This is a genomic window from Phenylobacterium sp. CCH9-H3, assembly GCF_001557235.1.
Taxonomy (GTDB): Bacteria; Pseudomonadota; Alphaproteobacteria; order Caulobacterales; family Caulobacteraceae; genus Phenylobacterium.
Map to the genome: position 1 here is coordinate 1 of NZ_LSJI01000248.1, position 3,977 is coordinate 3,977.

At 70.5% G+C, this 3,977-nt stretch carries 5 protein-coding genes; 4 read left to right on the forward strand and 1 reads right to left on the reverse strand.

The features are described from left to right. Together AX721_RS27570 and AX721_RS22185 are read left to right on the forward strand one after the other, a co-directional pair. Positions 1 to 563, forward strand: a 563-nt coding sequence (locus AX721_RS27570; RefSeq protein WP_304440894.1) for a glycosyltransferase family 9 protein, incomplete at its 5' end; no start/stop codon positions are given. An 11-nt stretch (positions 564 to 574) separates the two neighbouring features. Then, the gene (locus AX721_RS22185) at positions 575 to 1,048 is read left to right on the forward strand and encodes a thermonuclease family protein (protein WP_231733170.1); all 474 of its coding nucleotides are present in this window, start codon (positions 575 to 577) and stop codon (positions 1,046 to 1,048) included. A gap of 9 nt (positions 1,049 to 1,057) precedes the next feature. Here the strand turns inward: AX721_RS22185 and AX721_RS27575 are convergent, their stop codons facing one another. Then, entirely contained in the window at positions 1,058 to 1,222 is a 165-nt protein-coding gene (locus tag AX721_RS27575) for a hypothetical protein (protein WP_156467328.1), read from the reverse strand. Between the two features lie 101 nt (positions 1,223 to 1,323). Between AX721_RS27575 and AX721_RS22190 the strand changes: the two genes are divergently transcribed. Continuing rightward, entirely contained in the window at positions 1,324 to 2,730 is a 1,407-nt protein-coding gene (locus tag AX721_RS22190) for a recombinase family protein (protein ID WP_197422677.1), read from the forward strand. A gap of 521 nt (positions 2,731 to 3,251) precedes the next feature. Beyond that, on the forward strand, positions 3,252 to 3,977 hold a 726-nt coding region (locus AX721_RS22195; RefSeq protein ID WP_068878152.1), incomplete at its 3' end, for a cupin domain-containing protein.

Below are 3,977 nucleotides of genomic sequence, written 5' to 3' on the forward strand. Positions count from 1 at the left end.
GGCTCTGCCCGCCCGCCCTGACCCGGCTGTTCCGGTCGCTCGGCGTGACGGTCCTGTCGTCCGACCAGAACCACGACCTGCGCTGCGACTACTACTGCCCCTCGAGCGCCCTGCCCCTGGGCTTCGACCTGACCCCTGAGTCCCTCCCGAACCGGCCCTACCTGACGGCGAATCCGCGTTCGTCCGGGGCCCGGGTGGGCCTGATGCCCGACGCCAGCAAGCCGGACAGGAGCCTGCCCGCCGAGATCGCCGAAGGCCTCCTCCGGGACCTCGGCGCTCTCGACCTGCGACCGTCGAACACGGGCGCGCAGGACCTGCAGGATACGGCGGAGCTCGTCGCCGGTCTCGACCTGGTGATCACGGTGGACACCGCCGTCGCCCACCTCGCAGGGGCGATGGGCCGACCGACCTGGGTGCTGCTCCCGGAGCCCTGCGATTGGCGCTGGATGGTCGGGCGTGCCGACACCCCCTGGTATCCGTCCGCAACGCTGTTCCGCGGCTCCTGGCCGGAGGTGGCCGCGCAGGTCCGGTTCCGCCACCAAGTCACCCCGGGCGGGACCTGAAGGCGGTCCCGGTGCGCGACCGCGCCACGTCATCGCCCCGTGGTGGCGCCTTCCGCATTCGCTGCGGGCTCGCGACGCTGGCGGTCGCGGTGTCGGTCGCCGCCGTGGCGCGCGCGGATCCCTGCAAGGCCGTTCCCGATCGCGGCCCCACACCCGCCCATCTCAGGCCGGGACGCGCCTTCGCGGGCCCCGTGGTCTACGTCGGGGATGGCGACAGCCTCTGTGTGGCGATGGGGCCCCCGCCGGCGCACTGGGTCGAGGTGCGGCTCGCCGACGTCTATGCACCGGAACTGGCCGAAGCCGGCGGCCGGTCCGCCAAGGCGATCCTGGAGCAGGTCGCCCTGGGCCGACGCCTCGACTGCGTCGCGGGACGGCGAAGCTACGACCGGATCGTCGCCACCTGCCGCCTGGAGGGCCATTTGGTGTCCGTGCGCCTGCAGGCGGCCGGGGCGCCGGTGGGCGGACGCGGGCGACCGTCGCGCTGACCTCGCCGGCTAGGGGGCGGCCGGCCCGATCAGGACAGCCGCCGCCAACAGCAGTCCGAGCGCAAGCGGCACGATGACCACCCCCCATCCGCTGGCGCTGGCCTCGAACCAGCGGCCGATCTTCAGGTGGACGGCGTTCCGAGGGATGATGGCGGGATCTCGCGGCTGTCTCATTGTATTAAATATACAGGACATCGAACGGCCGCGCGATGTTTCGTCCTGGGTCGGCGTCCGCTTGTGACGCACCCCTGGGACGGCCGAGAGAGGAGACGACCATGTCAACGTCCCTACGTCCCGCGGCCCAGTACGTCCGCATGTCCACCGACCAGCAGCGCTACTCCATCGAAAACCAATGCGCCGCCAACGCGACCTACGCCCTTGAGCACGGCTTCTCGATTGTGCGCACCTATGCCGACCCTGCCCGCAGCGGCGTCACGATCGCGAAGCGGGTCGGCCTGCGCAGCCTCCTCGCCACCGCCATCGGCGGTTCGGCGGATTTCGAGGTCATCCTGGTCTATGACGTGAGCCGTTGGGGCCGCTTCCAGGACCCCGACGAAAGCGCCCACTACGAGTACCTCTGCCGCGCCGCCGGCGTCGATGTGCGCTACACGGCCGAGGCCTTTCCCTCCGATGGCAGCCTCATGGCCGCCATGCTCAAGCATATGAAGCGGGCGATGGCGGCCGAGTTCAGCCGCGACCTCTCCGCGCGGGTTTCCCGGGTTCAGCGCGGACTGGGCGCCAAGGGGTTCTGGATGGGCGGACCGGCTGCTTACGGCCTGGCCCGACATGTGGTCTCGCCCGACGGCCGTCGGCGGCTTGCGCTGGCCCCGGGAGAACGGTCCGCCTTGCGCGGCGATCGCGTGATCCTCACGCCGGGGCCGGCGGCCGAGGTTCGACTGGTCCGACGGATCTTCCGGATGTTCGTGCGGGATGGCCTGACGGCCCGCCAGATCGCCATCCGCCTGAACAGCGAAGGCCGGACCGCCACCTACGGCGCGTCCTGGACCACGATCCGGGTGCGCCGGGTGCTGCGCAACGAGGCGTATATCGGGGTCAATGTCATCGGCCGCACCCGCCACGAGCTGGGCCGACGGACGCACCAACCCCCATCGACCTGGATCCGCACGCCCGACGCCATCCGGCCGATGGTCTCCCGCCGACTCTTCGCGGCCGCCCAGGCGCGGTTCCGGCGCAACAAGCCGATGGTGGACGACGATGCGCTTCTTGACGAACTTTCGGCGGCGCTCAAGCGCCACGGGGTCCTCAGCCGCGGAATCATCGACCGCGATCCGGAGACCCACTGCGCGTCGGTCTACCAGGCCCGGTTCGGCAATCTCTCAGCCGCCTACGCCCGCATCGGCTATCAGATGAACCCGCAACAGGCGGCGACCAGTGCGGCCGCGTTCCGAGTCCGGCCCCACCTGCGGAAAGGCCGGCGAAGCAGGGTCTCCGACGAAGAGGTGCTTGCGCGCCTGGCCGAGGCCCTGGAGCGCCATGGACGCTTAAGCAAGGAGCTGATCGGCCTCGTCCCCGGCGTGCCGCACAGCCACGCCCTGACGCGACGGTTCGGCGGGTTGGAGAACCTCTACGCCCGGCTCGGCTACACCCCGACGGCGCGGCAGGTCCAGGGCATGCGCGGCGGGGGCATCCGGCGCCCTCCCGACTGGCCGACGCGGACCTGAGCCTTGCGCCTGCGCCGCGTCCTGATGTCAGGCGGGCGCGTGAGCGCGCCGTCGGCCCGCCGGCGCCATCCGATAGGAGCGACGTCTCGGGCTTCCGCCGCCGCAACCGATCGAAGGCTCGGCTGTTCCCGGCGCCGGGCGACAAGGGCCCGGTCCTGATCCCAGATCGCCACATGATCAGCGGAGACCTGCCGCGCCAGGGCGACGGCCACCTTGGCCCGCCGGCGCCGGCCGTTGCCTTGATTGGTACGGGATAACAGCTCGCCCGGAGAAACGTCTTCAGGTCCTACCGGCGGCGGCTAGACGCCGGAGCCCTTGACGAGCCCTTGAAGCGACGCGCCCCGCGGACCCGTTAGGAGCCTAGAGGCCATCGCCATAAGCGTACCTCGGGTTGCATTGCGGGGCTTCGGCACTTCCCGGTGATCGGCTCCGCTTGTATAAGAACTAGGGGGGCGTCCGGACGTTGGCGCCACTCTGGCGCGCTCGCGTCATTTCACGGCCCACGGACGCGCGGAGGTTGAATGCCGGCTGCCCTGGTCATGGCGCTGGAGCACGGGCTCCTGGCGGAAGGCGCGGACCCCTCCTTCCCGTCGCGGGTCTACGGCTTCCGGCCGCAGGCCACCCTGGTGGTGGAGGGGCCCGGGACCGCCTTCGGGTTCGTGCATTCGGGCGCAGCTACACTTGAGGGGGAAGGACAGCAGCGCGTAGCGCGCGCCGGCGAGTACTTCTCGGTGGTCGTCCGGGACCGCTTGGTCGTCGAAGGCGGCGAGGGTTTCCTGGCGCTGCGGGAGGGATTTCTCGGCCTAAACAGCGTGGGCGGGCCGATCGAGACGCGGGGCCGGCTGATGTACATCGACGGCTGTTCCGACACCTTGCTTATCTCGCCTCCGATGCGCGGTGAGCCCTGCTTCAACCTGCTTCATTTCCCGCCGGGAATCGACCAGACCATGCACACCCACCCGACGATCCGGGCGGGCCTCGTGCATTCGGGGCGGGGGTTGTGTCGGACGGAGACCGGCGTGCAGCGGCTCGAGCCGGGATGCCTCTTCATCCTCTATCCGGACGCGCCTCACGCCTTCGCCACCGAGGCCGACGCGGACATGCTGCTGACCGTCTATCACCCGGACTCGGACTTCGGCCCGACGCACGCTGAGCACCCGATGCTGAACCGCACCTACGTGGACGGCGTGTCGGCGCGATACATCGACGCTATCCGAACCCGGAAGATCGCAGTGGCGGGGTCGGAC

Excerpts from the sequence above, each read along its gene's own strand:
- AX721_RS27575 (WP_156467328.1), bottom strand. The coding sequence starts at position 1,222 with ATGAGACAGCCGCGAGATCCCGCCATCATCCCTCGGAACGCCGTCCAC.
- AX721_RS22190 (WP_197422677.1), top strand. The coding sequence starts at position 1,324 with ATGTCAACGTCCCTACGTCCCGCGGCCCAGTACGTCCGCATGTCCACC.